15 protein-coding genes are annotated in these 18,888 nt (G+C 74.9%); 7 read left to right on the forward strand and 8 right to left on the reverse strand.

Annotated elements, in window-relative coordinates; translation table 11 throughout:
• Window positions 1-81 precede the first annotated feature (81 nt).
• Genes AB0N84_RS03730 through mtrA form a run of 3 tightly spaced genes read right to left on the reverse strand, consistent with a single transcriptional unit; the run spans window position 82 to window position 4,276 of the window.
• Window positions 82-1,761, reverse strand: a complete 1,680-nt coding sequence (locus AB0N84_RS03730) for an LpqB family beta-propeller domain-containing protein (protein WP_363543806.1) — start codon at window positions 1,759-1,761, stop codon at window positions 82-84.
• Window positions 1,761-3,596, reverse strand: a complete 1,836-nt coding sequence (gene mtrB, locus AB0N84_RS03735; RefSeq protein ID WP_363543808.1) for an MtrAB system histidine kinase MtrB — start codon at window positions 3,594-3,596, stop codon at window positions 1,761-1,763. Before mtrB ends, AB0N84_RS03730 begins: the two co-directional genes overlap by 1 nt.
• Window positions 3,597-3,601: 5 nt before the next feature.
• A complete protein-coding gene (gene mtrA, locus AB0N84_RS03740) occupies window positions 3,602-4,276 on the reverse strand; it encodes an MtrAB system response regulator MtrA (RefSeq protein ID WP_069712275.1) in 675 nt (224 codons plus the stop codon).
• A gap of 145 nt (window positions 4,277-4,421) precedes the next feature.
• Here mtrA and AB0N84_RS03745 point away from each other — a divergent pair, with 145 nt between their 5' ends.
• The 5 genes from AB0N84_RS03745 to AB0N84_RS03765 are packed head-to-tail and all read left to right on the forward strand — an operon-like array spanning window position 4,422 to window position 10,021.
• The gene (locus tag AB0N84_RS03745; RefSeq protein WP_363543811.1) at window positions 4,422-5,756 is read left to right on the forward strand and encodes a glycerophosphoryl diester phosphodiesterase membrane domain-containing protein; all 1,335 of its coding nucleotides are present in this window, start codon (window positions 4,422-4,424) and stop codon (window positions 5,754-5,756) included.
• Complete coding sequence (locus AB0N84_RS03750) at window positions 5,753-6,385, forward strand: DUF4129 domain-containing protein (RefSeq protein WP_363543813.1); 633 nt, start codon at window positions 5,753-5,755, stop codon at window positions 6,383-6,385. Before AB0N84_RS03745 ends, AB0N84_RS03750 begins: the two co-directional genes overlap by 4 nt.
• Entirely contained in the window at window positions 6,382-7,674 is a 1,293-nt protein-coding gene (locus AB0N84_RS03755) for a DUF4350 domain-containing protein (RefSeq protein WP_363543815.1), read from the forward strand. The genes AB0N84_RS03750 and AB0N84_RS03755 overlap by 4 nt, the downstream gene beginning before the upstream one ends.
• The gene (locus AB0N84_RS03760) at window positions 7,671-8,663 is read left to right on the forward strand and encodes a MoxR family ATPase (protein ID WP_363543817.1); all 993 of its coding nucleotides are present in this window, start codon (window positions 7,671-7,673) and stop codon (window positions 8,661-8,663) included. Before AB0N84_RS03755 ends, AB0N84_RS03760 begins: the two co-directional genes overlap by 4 nt.
• Window positions 8,663-10,021 carry a DUF58 domain-containing protein gene (locus AB0N84_RS03765; RefSeq protein WP_363543819.1) on the forward strand — a complete coding sequence of 453 codons (1,359 nt, stop codon included), beginning with the start codon at window positions 8,663-8,665 and terminating at the stop codon, window positions 10,019-10,021. Before AB0N84_RS03760 ends, AB0N84_RS03765 begins: the two co-directional genes overlap by 1 nt.
• 6 nt (window positions 10,022-10,027) lie before the next feature.
• Here AB0N84_RS03765 and AB0N84_RS03770 read toward each other — a convergent pair whose 3' ends face one another.
• Window positions 10,028-11,023 (reverse strand): stage II sporulation protein M, encoded by a 996-nt coding sequence (locus tag AB0N84_RS03770; protein ID WP_289457526.1) that lies wholly within the window; start codon window positions 11,021-11,023, stop codon window positions 10,028-10,030.
• A 77-nt stretch (window positions 11,024-11,100) separates the two neighbouring features.
• Here AB0N84_RS03770 and AB0N84_RS03775 point away from each other — a divergent pair, with 77 nt between their 5' ends.
• Window positions 11,101-11,970 (forward strand): RDD family protein, encoded by an 870-nt coding sequence (locus tag AB0N84_RS03775; protein WP_363543821.1) that lies wholly within the window; start codon window positions 11,101-11,103, stop codon window positions 11,968-11,970.
• A gap of 177 nt (window positions 11,971-12,147) precedes the next feature.
• Here AB0N84_RS03775 and ahcY read toward each other — a convergent pair whose 3' ends face one another.
• Together ahcY and AB0N84_RS03785 are read right to left on the reverse strand one after the other, a co-directional pair.
• Complete coding sequence (gene ahcY / locus AB0N84_RS03780; RefSeq protein WP_363543823.1) at window positions 12,148-13,626, reverse strand: adenosylhomocysteinase; 1,479 nt, start codon at window positions 13,624-13,626, stop codon at window positions 12,148-12,150.
• A 107-nt stretch (window positions 13,627-13,733) separates the two neighbouring features.
• On the reverse strand, window positions 13,734-13,949 hold the full coding sequence (locus AB0N84_RS03785) for a DUF3499 family protein (RefSeq protein WP_111241051.1): 216 nt from the start codon (window positions 13,947-13,949) through the stop codon (window positions 13,734-13,736).
• A gap of 80 nt (window positions 13,950-14,029) precedes the next feature.
• On the opposite strand from AB0N84_RS03785, the gene AB0N84_RS03790 reads away from it, so the two are divergent.
• Window positions 14,030-14,470, forward strand: coding sequence for a hypothetical protein (locus AB0N84_RS03790; protein WP_069712265.1), 441 nt, complete (start codon window positions 14,030-14,032; stop codon window positions 14,468-14,470).
• A gap of 84 nt (window positions 14,471-14,554) precedes the next feature.
• On the opposite strand, the gene AB0N84_RS03795 is transcribed toward AB0N84_RS03790, so the two are convergent.
• Together AB0N84_RS03795 and AB0N84_RS03800 are read right to left on the reverse strand one after the other, a co-directional pair.
• The gene (locus tag AB0N84_RS03795; RefSeq protein WP_363543825.1) at window positions 14,555-15,958 is read right to left on the reverse strand and encodes a DUF5719 family protein; all 1,404 of its coding nucleotides are present in this window, start codon (window positions 15,956-15,958) and stop codon (window positions 14,555-14,557) included.
• Window positions 15,955-18,837, reverse strand: a complete 2,883-nt coding sequence (locus tag AB0N84_RS03800) for a glycosyltransferase family 2 protein (protein WP_363543827.1) — start codon at window positions 18,835-18,837, stop codon at window positions 15,955-15,957. The genes AB0N84_RS03795 and AB0N84_RS03800 overlap by 4 nt, the downstream gene beginning before the upstream one ends.
• Between the last annotated feature and the right edge of the window lie 51 nt (window positions 18,838-18,888).

Genomic DNA, 18,888 nt, shown 5'->3' on the forward strand with positions numbered 1-18,888 from the left:
GCCGGTGGGCCGGTCCCGCCGACGGTGGACGGGCCTCCCGGCCCAGACGCCTGTGCAGGAGCACCCTGCGGCGACGAGTGGTCAGCGCTGGGTGCCGAGCACGTCCGCCTCGATGCCCGTGGTGTCCCACCGGCCGCCGGTCGACTGCAGGACCGAGCCGTCCGCCATCCGGAGCAGGATCGAGCCGCCGCTGCCCCCGGTGACGGACCGCGCGACCCCGTCCGGCTCCGGGAGGACGGCGGACTGACCGCCGACCGTCGACCGGACGACGTCGGGCCCGTCGTCCGTCTGCCCCACCGAGACCACGTCGCTGTCGTTCACCCACGCGGCACCCACGGCGGTGCCCGTGGCGGCCTGCACCCGGACCGGCGAGCCGAGGGCCGTCGGCGTGCGGTCGCCGTCGCGCAGGATCGCCATGACGTACAGCGCCGGCCCGTCCGACGTCTCGATGAGGGCGAGCGCACGCGTGGAGTCCCGGGACACCTGGAACGAGACGAGCCCGCCCCGCGGCAGCTTCGTCGCGACCTCGTGCGGGTCGCCGCCGAGGCCGTACGCCGTGACGGAACCGGTGTCGCCCGCACCGCCGACCCAGACGAAGCCGAGGTCGTCGATCGACGGGGGCACCAGGTCGTCCGTCGCGTCGATGCGCACCGCCTGCTTGCCGCGCACGACCACGACGCCGCTGTCGTTGCCGACGGCGACCACCGAGCCGGAGGCGGACAGCGAGAACGACGTGGGGTCGAGCGCGGCGACGGCGGCACCCGCACCCCCGCCGAGCGACGCGACCTTCCCGTTCGCGGAGCCGTACCCGACCTGGTCGTCGCGGTCGACGAGCGGGCGCGGGTCGACGTCGGGGTTCACCTGTGCCGACGCACCCGTCTGCTCCGGCGGGGTGAAGGTGGCCCCCTCGAACGTGATCGACACCGAGGACACGGACGCGACCGAGGCGAGGGACCGCGTGAGCTGTTCCCGCATCCGGAGCTTGTCGTCGTTGCTCGACCGGAGCGCGTCGCTGGACAGGTCGACGACCGCCCGGCCGTTCTCGATGGAGACCGCGTTGAGCGACAGCTGCGTGCCCTCGGGGAACGCGGAGACGACGGCCCCCTTGAGCCAGTCGGCGGGACCGGCGATCAGGGCGCTCGCGATCCGGGTGCTCGTCGAGGACCGGGCGAGGAACCAGCGCTCGTCGGGCACGAGGTAGTCGTAGGACGGGTCGAAGAAGTACAGGGCGTGCTGCTCGAAGACCGACTCGAAGCTCACCGGCGTCAGGATGATCCCGTCCGGTGCGGAGGCGATCCGCCACTGCCCGTCCTCGCGGACGAACTGGAAGGTCAGGGTGGAGGTGGTGGGTCGGACGGCCTGCGTGTACTCCCCGTCCGCACCGACGGTGGCGCTCGCGGTGAGCGTGTAGGTGAGCTCCCGGTCGGCGACGCGGTCGACGGTGGCACTCCCCTGCGTCACCGTGACGCCGCGACGCGGGTTCCAGTCGTCGGCGAAGCCCTTCGCCAGGAACTCCCGCGCGATGGCGTAGTCGTCCTGGGCACCGGTGCCGGCGGCGACGAAACCGCGCAGGACGGCGGTCTGGTCGGCACCGGGCACGGGGCGGTCCGGTCGGTAGTCGACCCCGGAGATGGACTCGTCCTTGATCGACTGCCCGGAGCGCACGGCGCCGCCGGTCGGGATCGCCGCGCACGCCGTGAGCGCGACGAGGGCGAGGGCGGCGAGCGTCGTCGCGACCGCGGTGCGGAACCTGGAGCGCATCAGTCGTCCTCCCGGACGGCACGGGGGCCGTCGTAGGCGTCGTCGAGGTCGGGCAGCGGGATGGCGGACGTCGCCGTACCGAGCGACTCGCCGCGGGGCAGGGTCAGCACGAACGTGGAGCCCTCGCCGGGGCGGGACCACACGTCGATCCGCCCACCGTGCAGGTTCGCGTCGCCGAGCGAGATCGCGAGCCCGAGGCCGGTCCCGCCGATCGTGCGGCGGCGGGAGGGGTCCGCGCGCCAGAAGCGGTCGAACACGCGGGCGGCGTCCTCCGGGGGCATGCCCACCCCCTGGTCGCGGACGGCGATCGCGACCGAGCGCGCGTCGCTGTCCACCACGACCTGCACCGGCTTGGCGTCGCCGTGCTCGATGGCGTTGCCGACGAGGTTCCGCAGGATGCGTCGGATGCGCTTGGCGTCGAGCTGCATCGTGGTGTGCCCGCCGGGGGTCGCGAGCTGCAGCTCGGTCCCGGCGCGCTCGGCGAGCGGCTGGAACTCCTCGACGATGTCGGCCGCGAGCGACGCCGGCACGACGGGCTGGGTGTCGAGCTGCACGGCCTGGGCGTCGTACCGCGAGATCTCGAGCAGGTCCGCGAGCAGCAGCTCGAAGCGCTCGACCTGGGCGTGCAGCAGCTCCGCCGACCGCCCGACGGACGGCTCGAAGGCGTGGCGCGAGTCGAAGAGCATGTCCCCGGCCAGCCGGATCGTGGTGAGCGGCGTCCGGAGCTCGTGGGAGACGTCCGACACGAACCGCTGCTGCACGCGGGACAGCTCGGCGAGCTGCGTGATCTGCCGGCTCACCGCGTCCGCCATGTCGTTGAAGCTCCGCGCCAGGATCGCGATGTCGTCGTGCCCGCGCACCGGGATGCGCTCGTCGAGCCGACCGGCGGCGATCTTCCGGCTCGTCTCGGCGGCGCCGCGGATGGGCACGACGACGAGCCGCACCACGAGGGACGTCACGAGCGCGATGAGGACGATGAGCGCGACGCCGCCGATCGACAGCGTCTGCGACACGAAGTCGAGGGTCTGCTGGGCGTCCGAGAGGTCGTAGACGATGTAGAGCTCGTACTGCCCCGCGCTCGGGACCTGCAGCACGGACCCCACCGCGAGCCCGGGTTCGCTCCGGCCGCCGTCCTCGAGCCGGACGGGCTGCAGGCTGAGCCGTCCGGTGTCGCGGCCGACCTCGCGCCGTAGTGCGTCGGTGATGACCGCGTCGGGGAAGTCCTGGCTCGCGAGGTTCTGCAGGGTCTGCGGACTCGACTGCCCCGGCGATCGCTCGATGGCGATGCTCGTGCCGCCCGGGCTCGTCGTGTTGGACAGGATCGCCTCCTGCGCCTCGCTCTGCAGGGTCTCGAGCTCCGTCTGGTTGTTGTCGGACGCGGCGGTCGCGGCGTCGAAGATGCCCTGGGCGACGACCGTCGCACGCGCCGACTCGGCCTCGATCTGGTCCCGACGCTGCGCGTAGACGTTGTTCGAGATGCTGATCATGACCGCGGTGCCGATGACGGCGACCGCGAGGCCGCTCGTCGCGACGGTGATCGCCACCGACCGGACGAGCAGCGAGCGGCGCCACAACCACGCGACGGCGTACCAGCCCCGTCGGACCCACCGGCGAGCGCGCCGACGGGCGCGGAGCGCCCAGCCGCGGGCGAGCAGGTCGCGGCCCGCCGGCTGCCGGGGAGCCCCCGCGAGCGGGCCGCGCGCGGACGCGCCGGTTCCCGCGGATGCACCGGCTCCCGCGGACGCACCGGCTCCCGCGGACGCGCCGGGAGTCGCCGACGCCGGACCGGTGGGGGTCCGGTCCGGGGCGGGTGCGCCAGACGGTCCCGGCGGCACGGTGCTCAGGCTCCTCCGGCCCGGTAGCCGACGCCGCGCACGGTCGTGACGATCCGCGGGTTGTCCGGGTCGTGCTCGATCTTCGCGCGGAGGCGCTGCACGTGCACGTTCACGAGCCGGGTGTCCGCCTTGTAGTGGTACCCCCACACCTGGTCGAGGAGCATCTCGCGCGTGAACACCTGGTTCGGCTTCTCGGCGAGTGCGCGGAGCAGGTCGAACTCGAGCGGGGTGAGCGCGATGACGGTGTCGCCCCGACGGACCTCGTGCGCGGCGACGTCGACGGTCAGGTCGCCGGCGTGCAGCACCGACGCGTCGGCGGCCGTCGGACGGAGCCGCGTCTTGATGCGCGCCACGAGCTCCTTCGGGTTGAACGGCTTCACCACGTAGTCGTCCGCGCCGTTCTCGAGCCCGGCGACCACGTCGGCGGTGTCGCCCCTGGCGGTGAGCATGATGATCGGCGTCCCGCTCTCGGCGCGGATGCGCTTGCAGACCTCGATGCCGTCGATGCCCGGGAGCATGACGTCGAGCAGGACGAGGTCGGGCTTCGTGCCGTGGAACGCCTCGACGGCGTCGTTGCCGTCGGCGCTGAACTCCGGCTCGTAGCCCTCCGAGCGGAGGACGATGCCGATCATCTCGGCGAGGGCCTGGTCGTCGTCGACGACGAGGATGCGCGGTGTCATGGGCGTGGACTCCGTGTGGCGGGCGGTGGTGCCGGACCGGCACCTACGGTCACGATAGCCGAGCACCCGTCGAGCGGCGTTCTCCGGCAGGATGGGTCGGGTCGCGCGTTCCGCTGCGCGGCCGGTGCAGGACGAGGGGGCGGCGATGTCCGACTGGCAGGTTCCGGGTTCGCGCGACGGCGACGACCGGACGGGAGGCCCGACCCGGCCCCCGGCGCAGCAGCCGTCCGGCGGGTGGCCGGGTCAGCACCAGCAGCAGTGGCAGCAGCAGCAGTACGGCGAGCCGCCGCGGCCGCCGCAGCGGCCCGCCGTGCCGCTCCGCCCGCTGGGCTTCGGGGACGTGCTCGCCGGTGCCTTCACGGTGTTCCGTCGGAACGCGCGCGTCCTGCTGCTCTGGAGCCTGCTGCTCAGCGGTGTGCTCGGGCTGGTGTCGACGATCGCGAGCACGCTCGGGCAGCGGGTCCTCCAGTCGCGGACGGCCTCCGCCCTCGACGGCGGCAGCGGTTCCGACGACGTCCTCGCCGGCTCGGTCACCACGTACCTGCTGCTCGCCGTCGCCCTGCCGTTCCTCGCCTCCCTCGGCCGTGCGTTCCTCGTCGCACCGGTGGCGGCCGACACCGGCCAGCGCGTGCTCGGACGCCGGGGCAGCTTCCGCGGGCTCTGGTCGCTCCTGGCCGGGCGGCGCTGGTCCGTGCTGGCGTGGATCCTGCTGCAGCTCGCCGCCGGTGCCGTGCTCGGCGGGGTGTTCGTCGCCCTCGTCCTCGGCGCGTTCGGGGCCCTGTCGGCGGGCGCGTCCGGCGTCGGCGGGTACATCGCCGTCATCCTGCTGCTGTTCGTCGTCGCGGGCCTCGCTGTCGCGTGGCTCGGGACGAAGTTCGCCTTCACCGTGCCGACCATCGCGCTCGAGGGCCGCGGGGTGTTCTCGGCGGCGGCGCAGTCGTGGCGGCTCACCCGCGGCGCGTTCTGGCGCACGTTCGGCATCGTCCTGCTCGTGCGGGTGGTGTTCGGGATCGCGGCGTCGATCGCGGCCACACCGCTGACCTTCGCCACGGTGCTCGCCGCCGGGACCTTCGACCCGCTCGGACAGACCGACGCGAGCGCCGGCATCGGGCCCGGTGCCGTCGCGGCCGTCGTCGTCGGTGCACTGCTCACCATCGCCGTGCAGTGCACGACCGACGTCCTCAGCGCGTCGATCGTGACGTTCCTCGCGATCGACCGGCGGATCCGGACCGAGGCGCTCGACCAGCGGATCCTCGCGCACCTCGAGACCGGCGAGCCCGCCGACCCCTTCGCACCGGCACCCGCCGTCGACCGGTCGTCCCGTCCCGGACCGCAGTGGCCCGGGCAGCAGTGGCCGGGACAGCAGCAGTGGCCTGGGCAGCCGCGGCCGGGCGCGCAGCAGCAGTGGCCCGGGCAGCCGTGGCCCGGACCGCCCGACCAGGGCGGCTCCGGGCGGCACCCGCGGGACGGCGGCGCGTGAGCCTCGGCGCGGACGAGGCCCGACGGCTCCTCGAACGCGAGCTCGAGCGGTCCGAGTACGACGGCGCACGGGTCACCTGGTGGGACCGTGCCTCCCGGGCGTTCCTCGACTGGCTCGGGTCGTTCCGGGTCGGTGCTCTCGACTCCCCCGTGCTCACGCACACGTTCCTCGCGATCGCGGTCGTCGTGCTCGTCGCGGTCGTGGTCCTCGTGGTCGTCGCCCGGGGCCTGCCCCGTCGCCGACCACGGACGACACCGACGTCGGACGGATCGGTCTTCGACGCCGAGGACCGCCGCTCGGCGCGGGAACTCGGCGACGCCGGCCGGGCAGCGCTGCGGTCGGGCGACTGGTCCGGTGCCGTCCTCGACGGCTACCGTGCGCTCGCCCGCGGGCTCGGTGAACGCGACCTCGTCCGCGACGTGCCCGGTGCGACGGCCCGGGCGGTCGCCGGCCGTGCGGCACCGCTGTTCCCCGAGCAGGCGGAGCGGATCGACGCCGCGGCGCGCACGTTCGACGACGTCCGGTACCTCGGCCGCTCGGCGGACGAGGCGGTCGCCCGAGCGGTCCTCGACACCGAGCAGGCCGTGCGGACGGCACGCCCGCAGGCCGTCCCGGCGGTCCCCGCGTGAGCACCACGACCGCGACGCAGGGCGCTCCCCCGACTGCCGGTGCCGACGCCCGTCCGCTCCGTCGCGGCGGACGGGTCGTCGTCTGGGTCGTCGTCGTCCTCGTGGGTGTGCTGCTCGCCGCGCTGACGGCGGCGGTGCAGTCGTCCACCGGTCCGACCCGCGACCCGCTCGACCCCCGGTCCGCGACCGCCAGCGGTGCGGAGGCCCTCGTCCGCGTGCTCGAGCAGCAGGGGACGACCGTCGACGTCGTCGACCGCGTGGACCGCCTCGACGCCGGGGACCTCCGGGGCAGCACCGTCCTCGTCGACGACTCGGCCGCAGCACTGGACCCCGCGGTCGCGCGCCGGCTCGGCCGCGAGGCCCGGCACGTCGTCCTGCTCTCCGACGACCCGACGTCCCTCGAGGCGTTCGGCCTCGGCGTCGAGCCGGCCGGTCCGGTCACCGGCGACGCGGTCGTCTCCACGGCCGGGTGCGCGATCCCGGCAGCCGAGGCCGCTGGTCGGATCACGAGCACCGGGTCCGGCTACCGCCCGACCGACACGGTCCGCCCACCAGCCGACACCGACCTCTGCGTCCCGACCGGCACCGGCGACGACCGCGTCGCCGGCCTGGTCCGGACCTCCACGGCCGGCGGCGACGTGACCCTCGTCGGCACCACCGCGGCGTTCCGCAACGACACGGTCACCACGGCGGGCAACGCCGCGTTCGGGCTCGCGCTGCTCGGCTCGGCCGACCGCCTGGTCTGGTACACCCCGATGACGACCTCCGCCGACGCCGCACCGACGCTCGGCTCGCTGGCACCGCCGTGGGTGCCCGGGGCGCTGCTCCTCCTCGGGCTCGTCGCCGTCGCCGCGGGTGTCTGGCGCGGGCGGCGACTCGGGCCGCTCGTCGTCGAGCGCATGCCCGTCGTGGTGCGCGCTGCGGAGACCACCGAGGGCAGGGCCCGGCTCTACGCCCGTACCCGCGACCGGACGCACGCCCTCGACACCCTCCGGATCGCGGCGCTCCGACGGACCGCACGCCGACTCGGCCTGCCACCCGGGGCGCACGTCGACGAGGTCGTGCGCGCCGCCGCCCGCGCGACCGGGCGGCCGGACACCGCCGTCGGTGCCGTCCTCGTGGGCGGGCCGACGCACGACGACCGCGCCCTGGTCGACGGCGCCGCGGCGCTCGACGAGCTCGAGCGGGCCGTCCGCACGGCGACCGGCGAGGCGGCCGCCGGCCCCACCACGACCACACCCACGACCACACCCACGACCCACCGCGACCGACGAGGAGCACGACCGTGACCGATCCGTCCCCCGCCCACACCCCGACGGCCACCGCCCCGGACCCGCTCCGGGAGGCCTTCGGTCGCCTGCGCGCCGAGGTCGGCAAGGCCGTGGTCGGGCAGGAGGGCGCCGTGTCCGGCATGATCGTCGGCATCCTGGCGCAGGGGCACGTGCTGCTCGAGGGGGTTCCCGGGGTCGCGAAGACCCTGCTCGTCCGGAGCGTCGCGGCAGCGATGTCGCTCGACACCAAGCGCATCCAGTTCACGCCCGACCTGATGCCCGGCGACGTCACGGGATCGCTCGTCTTCGACGCGTCGACCGGCACGTTCCCGTTCCGGGAGGGACCGGTGTTCACGAACGTGCTGCTGGCCGACGAGGTCAACCGGACGCCGCCGAAGACGCAGTCGGCGCTGCTCGAGGCGATGGAGGAGCGCCAGGTCAGCGTCGACGGCGCAGCACGCCCGCTCCCCGAGCCCTTCCTCGTCGCCGCGACGATGAACCCGATCGAGTTCGAGGGCACCTACACGCTGCCCGAGGCACAGCTCGACCGCTTCCTCGTGAAGCTCACGCTCGACGTGCCCCCGCGGGACGTCGAGTGGCAGGTCCTGCGCCGGCACGCGGACGGCTTCGTCCCGCGGGACGTCCGCTCCGCCGGGATCCGACCGGTGCTCGGCGCCGACGAGGTGCTCGCGGCACAGCGGGCGGTCCGCGCGGTCCGAGCACGGGACGACGTCCTCGCGTACGTGGTCGACCTCGCCCGCGCGACACGACAGGCGCCGTCGGTCCGGGTCGGCGTCAGCCCGCGCGGCGCGACCGCGCTCCTCGCCGCGGCGAAGGCGTGGGCCTGGCTCACCGGGTACGACGCCGTCACCCCGGACCACGTGCAGGCGATGCTCGTGCCGGTCTGGCGGCACCGGCTCCGGGTGGCCGCGGACGCCGAGCTCGAGGGCGTCGGTGCGGAGGTCTTGCTGCAGCAGGTCGTCGAGCAGGTCCGGGTCCCGTTCTAGTGGCGGTCTCCGGTCGGTTCGTCGCGCTCCTCGCCGTCGCGATCGTCCCCGTCGTGCTGCTCGGGAGCGCGTGGGCCGGTGTGGCGTGGATGGTGGTCGTCGTGCTCGCCGCGGGGCTCGACGTCCTGCTCGCCGCGGACCTGCGGCAGGTGCGGGTCGAGCGCCGGATGCCGCGGCTCGCGCGACGGGGGACGACCGCCGACGGCACCCTCGTCCTCGTCAACGACGGCTCCCGCACCCTGCGCGCCCTCGCCCGGGACATGTGGGAGCCGTCCGCGGGTCAGACGCCCCGACGACTCCGCGCGACCGTGCCCTCCGGGGAGCGCCGCGCGCTCCGCGTCCGCTTCGCACCGTTCCGCCGCGGGCGGCGCTCGACCACCGGTGTCGCCGTCCGGGCCGCCGGCCCCCTCGGGCTCGCCGCCCGGCAGCGGGTCGTCGCGGCGCCCGCGGAACTCGTCGTCACGCCGCCGTTCCGCTCACGCCGCCACCTGCCCTCGCGGCTCGCGCGGCTGCGGGAGCTCGACGGCGAGACCACCCTGCAGCTCCGCGGCCACGGCACCGAGTTCGACTCCCTGCGTGACTACGTCCGCGGCGACGACGTGCGGTCCATCGACTGGCGCGCCACCGCCCGACGCCAGGACCTCGTGGTCCGCACCTGGCGTCCCGAGCGCGACCGACGGGTCGTCGTGGTCGTCGACGGCGGTCGGGCGGGAGCCGGTCGGGTGGAGGACGAGCCCCGACTCGACACGTTCATCGAGACGGCGCTCCTCCTCGGCGCGCTCGCGTCGGCGGCGGGCGACCGCGTGGACCTCGTCGTGCTCGACGACGGCGTGCGCCAGCGGGTCCACGGCGCGACGCGGACCGACGTCGTCCGGCGCTTCGGCGAGGCCCTCGCACTCGCGGAGCCCGGACTCGCGGCGACGGACTGGGCGGCGGTGCCCGGCCTGGTCGACGCGGTGACGACCTCGCGCTCCCTCGTCGTGCTCGTCTCCAGCCTCGACTCCGTCGGCGCCTCGGCGGACCTGCTCGCGGTGCTCCCGCGGCTCACGCGGCGGCACGCCGTCGTCGTGACCAGCGTCACCGACCCGACCGTCGAGCGGATGGCGGACGGGGTCCGGGAGCCGGGACGCGCGGAACCGGACCGGCGGGGCGGACGGGTGCCGGGCCTCCCGTCCCGGTCCGGTGCCGAACGCGACGTGTACCGACGCGCCGCGGCGACCCGGACGCTGCTCGACGCCGACGGTGTCGGGGACGTCGCGCGTCGCGCCGGGGCCGAGGTCGTCCGCGGCACGCCCGAACAGGTCCCGCCGGCCGTGGCGGACGCGTACGTCCGCGCCAAGGCGACCGGGCGGCTCTGACGCCGGTCAGCCGGCCGTGAGCGCGGTCGCGCCGCGCTCGAACTCCTCGACGTCACCGCGCTCGCCCGCACGGTGCGCGCGGCCCCCGAGCACCCACTGGTACCAGAGCACCGCGCCGAGGGCGACCGTACCGATGCCGATCTTGACCGCCCACGGCCACTCCTGACGGGTGACGACGCCCTCGACGAGGCCGGAGAGCAGCAGCGTGAGGACCAGACCCACCGCGACGGTGATCAGCGCTCGGCCGTCCTCGGCGAGCGCCTGGGCCCGGGTCCGTGCGCCGGGGGCGACCCAGGACCAGGCGATCATCAGGCCGGCTCCCCCCGCGAGGAACACCGAGTACAGCTCGAGCTGTCCGTGCGGCGCGATGTACAGGAAGAAGTCCCCGAGCCGGCCCTGCGAGTGCATGATCGCGGCGGACACGCCCAGGCTCACGGCGTTCTGCACGATCGAGACGGGCACGTAGAGGCCGGTGATGCCGAAGGCCACCATCCGTGCGGCGATGAAGGCGTTGTTCGACCACACCTGCGCCGAGAACGCGCCGAGGCCGTGGTCCGAGTAGTACGCCTGGAAGTCCTCGGTGGCGTACTGCCGGAGTGCCGCCGGCGAGCCGAAGGTGGCCGTGGCGCCGGGGGTGGTCGTGATCCACACCGCCACGATCACGGCGATCGCCGCGGTGGCGGCGCCCACCCACAGCGTCGTCCAGCGGATGCGGTACATCGCCGCGGGGAGCTGGCGGACGAAGAAGGCCGAGAGCGCCGTCAGCGGGTCGACCGGCGTGCCCGTGAAGCGGAGCCGTGCCCGCGACACCACGAGGGACAGCCGGTCCCCGGTCGCCGTGCGGGGTGCTGCGCCGCGGATGCGGGCGAGGTCGGTGGCGGCCTCCTGGTACCCGGCGACGAGCCGGTCGGCGTCCGCCCCGGAGGTGCGGCGGGTCCGGGCGAGCCGGTCGAGCTCCTGCCAGCGGTCGCCGTGCACCGCGCTGTAGGCCTCCAGGTCCACGTGACTCCCCGCCGTCCCGAGCACGCCCCGCCGTATCCGCCCGCGCGGTCGGCGACGTGCTCCGTCAGAATGATCCCATGTCGAAGACCCGTGCGCCGCGCGACCTGGCCGACGCCCGCTTCGGGGCGGTCCTCGACGACACCGCCGACGAGCTCGTCGTCGGCGAGGCCGTCGCACTCGACGTGCAGCCCGCGGGCATCGCGCTCCGGCTCGCCGCGGCGCTGCTCGACGCACTCTGCCTCGTCGCGTTGTTCGTCCTGCTGCTGCTCGGGCTGTCCCGTGTCCTGCCGAGCGGGATCGACGGCGCGTGGCTCGTCCCGCTGCAGATCGGGTCGGTCGTCACCGTGCTCGTGCTCGTCCCCGCCGCGGTCGAGACCGTGACCCGCGGCAAGAGCGTCGGCCGGTACGCCACCGGCACCCGGGTCGTCCGTGTCGACGGTGGGGCGATCGGGTTCCGCCACGCGTTCACCCGGGCGCTGGTCGGCCTGCTCGAGCTCTGGACCACCTTCGGGTCGATCGCGTTGCTCGTCGCGCTGTTCGGGAGCCGGCCGCGGCGCCTCGGGGACCTGCTCGCCGGCACCTTCGTGCAGCACGAACGCGCGGCACGGGTCCGTGGTGTCGAGGTACTGATGCCGGTCGAACTCGTCGGGTGGGCGGGCGTCGCCGACGTGTCCGCGCTGCCGCAGCGGCTCGAGAACCGGCTCGGCGCCTTCTTCCGCGGCGCCGCCGACGTGCGTCCGGATGCGCGGGCCGCGGCGGCCGAGCGGCTCGCGGCGGCGGTCGTGCCGTACGTGCACCCGGTGCCGCCCGTGCCGGCGGAGACCTTCCTCGCCGGCGTCACCGTCCTGCGTCGCGCGCGCGACGAGCGGGCGCTCCGGGCGCGGGCGGCGCTGCTCGACCGGGCGGCCGCGACGGCCGCGGCGCGGCCGCCGGGCTTCCCGCGCTGAGCCCGCGGCGCTCGCGGTGACGCGCGACCGGCGCAGGCGCGCACGGCTGGGTCGAACCACGGACGCGACATCGAACCGGCCCGCGGGCCTGGTTCGACGTCGCATCCGTGGTTCGTCCCGAGGCGTCCGCGCGGTGACGCGCCACGTCCGGCCGGGTCGCGGCGCGCCCGCCGCGGCTCAGTACCGGTAGTGCTCGGGCTTGTACGGCCCCTCGACCGCGACACCGATGTAGGCCGCCTGCTCCGGACGCAGCTCGGTCAACTGCACGCCGAGCGCGTCGAGGTGCAGCCGCGCGACCTTCTCGTCCAGGTGCTTCGGCAGCACGTACACGCCCGTCGGGTACTGCTCGCGCCGGGTGTGCAGCTCGATCTGCGCCAGCACCTGGTTCGTGAACGAGTTGCTCATCACGAACGACGGGTGCCCGGTCGCGTTGCCGAGGTTCATGAGCCGCCCCTCGCTGAGCACGAGGATCGAGCGCCCGTTCGGCAGCCGCCACTCGTGCACCTGCGGCTTGATCTCGACCTTCTCGACGCCGGCCAGCGCCTCGAGCCCCGCCATGTCGATCTCGTTGTCGAAGTGCCCGACGTTCGCGACGACCGCGAGGTGCTTCAGCGCGAGCATCTCGTCGACGCCGACGACGCCGAGGTTGCCGGTGCACGTGACGACCATGTCGACCTGGTCGGCGACGTCCGCCAGCCGGGCCACCTGGTAGCCGTCCATCGCGGCCTGCAGCGCGCAGATCGGGTCGACCTCGGACACGATGACCCGGGCGCCCTGGCCGCGCAGGGCCTCCGCGGCCCCCTTGCCCACGTCGCCGTACCCGACGACGAACGCGACCTTGCCGCCGATGAGGACGTCCGTCGCGCGGTTCAGGCCGTCGGGCAGCGAGTGCCGGATGCCGTACTTGTTGTCGAACTTCGACTTCGTCACCGAGTCGTTGACGTTGATCGCCGGGAAGCGCAGCTCGCCGTTCCGCGCGAGCTCGTACAGGCGGTGCACGCCGGTGGTGGTCTCCTCGGTCACGCCCTCGATCTCGGCGGCGATCCGGGTCCATCGGTCCGGGGACTCCTCGAGCGAGGCGGCGACGGTGGCGAGGACGATCCGCCACTCGGCACTCGCGTCGTCACCCGCGTCCGGCACGCGACCGGCGGTCTCGGCGTCGGCCCCGGTGTGCACGAGCATCGTCGCGTCACCGCCGTCGTCGAGGACGAGGTTCGGTCCCGACCAGTCGGCACCCGCGGCCGCGGCCTCGGCACTCCAGTCGAAGATGCGGCTCGTGCACCACCAGTACTCCTCGAGCGTCTCGCCCTTCCACGCGAAGACCGGCACGCCGGCGGGTGCGTCGGGCGTCCCCGCCGGGCCGACGGCCACGGCGGCGGCGGCCTCGTCCTGCGTCGAGAAGATGTTGCAGCTGGCCCAGCGGACCTGCGCGCCGAGGGCGACGAGCGTCTCGATGAGCACCGCCGTCTGCACCGTCATGTGCAGGGACCCGGCGATGCGCGCGCCGGCGAGCGGCTGCGTCGCGCCGAACTCCTCGCGCAGGGACATCAGCCCCGGCATCTCGTTCTCGGCGAGCCGGATCTGGTGGCGACCCGCCTCGGCGAGGGTGAGGTCGGCGACACGGAACGGTGCTGCGGTGCGGGTCTCGGTGGACATGCGGCCAGTCTTCCACGCCCGGCCGGGAGGCGCGGGTCGTCCGGCGACGTCGGTGCCGTCCGCAGCGCCTCCCGTCCGCAGCGCGCACCGCGACACGCAGGTCGGCCTCAGTCGGCGTCGCGGCGGAGCGGCTCGCGCCGCACCACGTCCCACCCACGCGGCACGCGCAGTCGCGCCGCATGGCGCGCGCAGAGGTCGTACCCGTGCGGCTCGACGCGGGTCGACAACGGTCCGACGACGACCATCGAGTCGGCGTAGTCGTACGTCAGGGTCGCCGACGCGCTCGCGCCACAGGCGACCTTGCTGCAGATCCGTACGTCCATACCGGCACCGACCCTACCCGCCGCCCTCCGGTGCCCGGCTGCGGGCGGAGCGGACGGACCCCGCCGCGTACGATGGCGGGATGCGTCGGAAGCCTCCTCTCGTCACCCCGGTCGACCGTGCCCGGGGGCGTTCCCGGCACGGACGCGGCGGGCGGTCGAGCGTGACCGGACCGGAGCTCGCGCCCGTGGTCACCCGTGCCGAGACCTTCGACCGGATCGTCGGCGACACCGCGCACTACCTGGTCGGGATGTGGCCGGACGAGCTCGCGGGCGTGGTGTTCCAGGTGGCGGACATGCCCACCGACCGGGACCTGCCGGACCGTCTGCCCCGCTGGCGGGTGGACCGCGACGACCGACGCGTGACGCTGTTCCGGATCCCCGTCGAGCGGGTGACCCACAGTCCCGAGAAGGACGACACGGACCGCCGCGTCGTCGTCGAGACCGCGGTGTTCCGTGCGGTGGGCGAGTTGATCGACAAGGATCCGTGGGATCTGGCGCCGGACCGCTTCCGGCACTGGTGATCGACAGGGACACAGCACCCACGGCCGGACCCGGCGCCGGACCGCTTCCGGCACTGGTGACCGACAGGCCGCTCTCCGAAGGACCTAGGGGTAGACGCGGAGCGGCGTCGAGACGTCGGTCGCCGGGCGGACCGGGAAGCCACCGATGCCGTCGCTGCCGTCGTAGCCGACCCCGGCGACGAGCCCCGCGGCACCCACGAGCTCGAGTTGCGTCGACGTGGGGACGCTGACGGCCGCGGTCGCACCGGAGGCCACGGTCACCTCCTGCTCCCGGTCCCCCGACCGGATCGTCACCTGCGCGTCGGACCGCGTCGGGTTGACCAGCGAGAGCTCCGGGTCGCGCCCCGGTGCCACGGCCGTGATCGCGTCGTCACCGAGCGGCTCGGCGGACGCGAACCAGCCGAGGTCGGTGCGGTCGTCGTCCGTCGGTGCCGTCGTGCGGGCCCCGGCGACGAGGGGCTGCGTCGAGGTGACGGTGAACGAGTACCGGCCGTCCGGGAAGTCGTCGAGCGCCACGTCGGTGACCACACCGGGCTCGGCGGTCGCGTTGACGGTCGAACCGCCGCCGTCCGCGGTCGTGATGCCCAGCGTCACCCGGGCGGCCTCGTCGCCGGGGACGAAGAGCCGCACGATCGGTGCGGCGTCCGCGGCGTCGTCCCCGCGCTGGGCCTCCTGCGCGCCGCGGAGCACCACGGCGGGGATGATCTGCGAGGTCGACGGCGCCGCGCCGCCCGAGACGACGTCGTACCCGCCCGGCACGAGCGTGCGCACGATGCTCTCCTGCATGTGCGCGACGATCTGCCCGCCGGTCGAGGTCACGTGCACGACCGTCGACCCCTGACCGGAGACGAAGCCGGACAGGGGCACGACCTTCTGCGTGTTCGGCGCGACCACGATGCCCGTGGTGCCGGGCGCGGTCACCGTGCCGGACGCGTCGTAGACCGCGAGGTCGACGGTCGCGTTGACGTCGGTGGGGTTCGACAGGGTGACCAGGCTCGTCCGTCCCGTCTCGGTCGAGCCGCCCACGAGCCAGGTCGACTGGCCGGGGTCGTCGCACGAGGCGGCGCCGAATCCGACGAGGTCGCCCGAGGACACGGTCTGCGCGCTGCTGCCGGCGACCTGCGGCGTCGTGCGACCCGCCGGCGCCGTCAGGAGCTGCGGCGCGCTGCCCCCGCTCGTGGACGACCCGAGGGTCGAACGGTCGACGGTGGAGCCGGTGGTCGCGGTCGCGACGGTCGCCGACCCGACGGTGCTCGCCGTCGTCGCGTCGTTGCCCGAGTCGTCGGACAGCCGCAGGGCGCTGCCGGCGCACACGCGCTCGGCGTCGGCGGGGACGGGCGTGACGGTGCGACCCGCCGGACGCGCCGGCGTGCTCTCGGTACCGATCGCGTGGGCGGCCGTCACGGCCCCGGCCGCCACGACCACGGCGACCGCGGTCGCGGTGCCGCGGACGACCCAGCGTCGGACGGACCGTGGGCTGGCGCTCATTCGTCGCGCTCCTCGTCGAAGGTGGTGGCGGGTTCCTCGGCCTCGATGACGTTCGAGGTGGCGCGGCGACGGCGGGGGGCCGTCGGGACCGCGAGCAGTGCGGCCGCGCCGAAGACGATCCCGAGCACCACCAGGTAGAGCACGTGGGTCGCCTGCGTGGCCGCCGAGCCCGAGGCGACGCGGTCGACGTCGCCCTCGTAGTGGAAGAGCTGGCCCGTGGCCGTCTCACCGATGCTCGTGAAGCGCGCGTCCTGCCCGATGGCACCTGCCGCCCGGTCGTGCACGGCCTCGGCCGCGGCATCGTCCGGGGCCTCGTCGAGCAGCACGAACGAGATGCCGAGGCTGCGGAGGGCGGGCTCGGGGTCGTAGCCGCTGCGGCTCGCGAGGTTGCCGGCGAGGGTCGCGAGCTCCGTCCCCTTGCTGCTGAGCCGCAGCGCCGTCGCGTCGAGGGTGGTCTGGTCGTCGAGGGTCGAGCCCTGCCCGCGCTCGAGCGACACCGCGAGGGAGCCGTCCGTCTGCGGGTCGACGACGAGCGTGCCGACGTCCGGGTTCGCCTGCGCCTCGGCGTTCACGTACGCGCTGAGCACGCGGCCGGTGGTCGGCTGCAGCACGGTGTCGCCGAGCGTGGACGCGGCGAAGGCCGGGGCGACCGCGACGCCCGCGAACACCGCGGCGACGATGCCGGTGACGGGAGCCGTCCGCGGCAGGACGTCGATGCCGATGCAGGCGGCGAGGACGAGGCCGAGGGCGGAGACGGAGAGCGCGCTGCCGGGCCAGACGATCGTGGTCGTCGAGCCCACGCCGGTCACGGTGACGTGCGTGGCGGCGACGGCGGTCGCGAACCCGAGCAGGGCGAGGACGAGCGCGGCCCCGGCGACCGCCCAGCGGTGGCCGAGGACCGCCCCGACGGCGAGCAGGGCGACGGGCAGTGCGAGCACGGCCATCGCGATCGGCAGCACGGCCGCGGCGAGTCCGAGCGTCGAGGTGGCGGGGAGCCAACCGTTCCAGTCCGGCACGGGCTGCCCGATCGCCAGCTGGAAGGCGGACGGGGCGCGGGTCGCGGACGGCACACCGGGGTCGGCGAGGACCGCGAGCGGGTTGCCCCTGGCGACCTGCGCCAGCACGAGCGGCAGGAAGAGCACCGCGGCCGGCACCGGGATGAAGACCCGACGGTGCGCGCGACGCCAGCCGACCACCAGCGAGACCACCCAGCCGACCAGGAGCACCGGCAGCAGGGACGGGGCCGAGGCCGCGACGACCGCGAACAGCAGCGCGGCGCCGGAGGCCCACGCCCACGAGCGGTGCGCCTCGAGCACGGCGAGCAGCAGCCACGGCAGGAGCACGTGTGCGATCACGGCGCCGAGGTGGCCGGTCGTGAGGGCGCCGACGAGCGCCGGTGCGATCGTGTACAGCGCGGCGCCGACCACCGGCACCCAGGTCCGGGTGGTGACCTTGCGGACCGCGAACCACGCACCGAGCGCCGCCATCGGCAGGGCGAGCAGGAGCACGACGACGACCCCGGTCGACGGCGACCAGGCGAAGACCGACCCGAGCACGGCGAGCACGGCCGTGAACGGGTCGCTGGGGCCCGTCGAGCCGGTGCCGATGGAGTGCCAGCCGTACCCGACGTTCTGCCAGAGCCGTCCGACCGAGGTGCTGAGCGGGAGCAGACCGCCGCCGGTCACCGCGGGGCTGCTGAGGAGCGGGTACAGCGTGACGACGCTGAGGACCGCCGCGGCGAGCACGACCCACACGCCGCCGTCGCCGAGGAACGACGCCCGCGCGATGGGGGCGTCCTCGACGCGGGCGAGCTCGACGTCACGCGAGGTGGTGCGACGCTCGTGCACCCGTCGCCAGCTCACGCGCAGGGGTTCGATCGCGGTCCAGCCCACCCGACGGGTCCTGGCGGCGTTCTTCCGCGCACGCCGGACCCCGCTGCCGAAGGCGACGGCGAACGCCGCGGCGAGCTCGCCCGAGACCGCGGCAGGGTGCTTCGCGACGAGGTGTCCGACGGCGCGACCGGTCGCGAACGGCACGAGGAGCAGCCAGTGCAGCCAGAGCAGTCCGGCCGGCGCTGCGGTGAGGCGTCGGTGCAGCTGCGCCTGCCGGTGCAGGCGGACGCGACGGGCCTCGGAGACGCGCTTCCGACCGAACTCCTCGATCGGGCCGGCGCTCGTCACCCGGGCCTCGGGCACGACGGCGACGCGGTGGCCGGCGAGGCGGGCGCGGATGCAGAAGTCGAGGGCGGCGTCGACGTCGGGCAGGGCCGGGTCGAAGCCGCGCAGGTCCCGCCAGACCGAGCGGCGGACGAGCATGCCGCCCGCGGCGACCCCCATCACGTCGGTGTGGCGGTCGTGCTGGCCCTGGTCGAGCTCGTCCTGCACGAGGCCGAGCGAGCGGCCGAAGCGCGTGGTGCTCTCACCGAAGGCGCGGATGAGCGAGGGGTCCTCGGTGGCGACGAGCTTGGGCCCGGCGACGGCGACCGACGGCGCGATCTCCACCGCGGAGAGCATCTCGGCCAGCGCGTCCGGTGCGGGGGCGTTGTCGTGGCCCAGGATCCAGAGCCACTCGTCGGACGGTTCGTCCGCGTCGGCGACCGCCGCCTCGCGCTCGGCCACCGCCACTGCCTCGCCGAACGGCCGTCCGGCGGGGAGCCGGACCAGACCGGCGGAGCCGCCGAGCGCGATGTCGGTCGTGGAGCCGTCGGACGAGCCGATGTCGACGACGACGAGTCCGTCGGGGTGCCGGGTCTGGGCGACGAGGGCGTCCAGGGTCCGGTCGAGGTGCCCGCCACCGTTCGCCGCCACCAGCACCGCGGTGACGCGGGGCTGGGCGGACCGGGACGGGGCCGACCGGGTTTGCGCGGGACTGGTCTGCATGACGCGCGTCACTCTACGGTCTGCCGGGCGGGGCTCCCGCGCCCACGGGCG

It is taken from the genome of Curtobacterium sp. NPDC089185 (assembly GCF_040685235.1).
Classification (GTDB): Bacteria; Actinomycetota; Actinomycetes; order Actinomycetales; family Microbacteriaceae; genus Curtobacterium; species Curtobacterium citri.